Origin of the sequence: Tsukamurella sp. 8F, from assembly GCF_029167375.1 — a bacterium.
In the GTDB taxonomy this organism is placed as follows: domain Bacteria; phylum Actinomycetota; class Actinomycetes; order Mycobacteriales; family Mycobacteriaceae; genus Tsukamurella.
In genome coordinates, this window is record NZ_JARFTP010000066.1 from 1 (window position 1) to 665 (window position 665).

General features: G+C 64.4%; 1 protein-coding gene. It reads left to right on the forward strand.

Annotated elements, in window-relative coordinates; genetic code table 11:
- The coding region (locus tag P0W64_RS22500; protein ID WP_275482433.1) for a 3-hydroxyacyl-CoA dehydrogenase family protein at window positions 1–665 on the forward strand (665 nt) is incomplete at both ends.

The window sequence follows — 665 nt, forward strand, 5'->3', positions numbered from 1 at the left end:
AAGGCGTTCTTCTTCGACCTCAACTCGATCAACAACGGCGGGTCGCGGCCGGACGGCTACGACAAGTACACCGCCAAGAAGGTCGGCGTCATCGGCGCCGGGATGATGGGCGCCGCAATCGCTTACGTCTCGGCGAAGGCCGGCATCGACGTCGTACTCAAGGACGTGTCCCTGGAGGCCGCGCAGCGCGGCAAGGGATACTCCGAGAAGCTGGAGGAGAAGGCACTCGCCAAGGGGCGCACCACCGCCGAGAAATCTGAGGCGCTGCTCGCGCGCATCCACCCGACGGCCGACGCCGCCGATTTCAAGGGCGTGGACCTGGTGATCGAGGCCGCGTTCGAGTCGGTCGAGGTCAAGAACAAGGTCTTCCAGGAGATCGAGGACGTCGTGGAGCCGGACGCGGTGCTGGGCTCGAACACCTCGACCCTCCCGATCACCATCCTGGCCCAGGGCGTCAAGCGCTCCGAGGACTTCATCGGCATCCACTTCTTCTCACCCGTCGACAAGATGCCGCTGGTGGAGATCATCCGCGGCGAGAAGACCTCGGATGCGGTGCTGGCCAAGGTGATCGACTACACCCTGCAGATCCGTAAGACGCCGATCGTCGTGCACGACAGCCGCGGCTTCTTCACCTCGCGCGTCATCGGCACGTTCATCAACGAGGC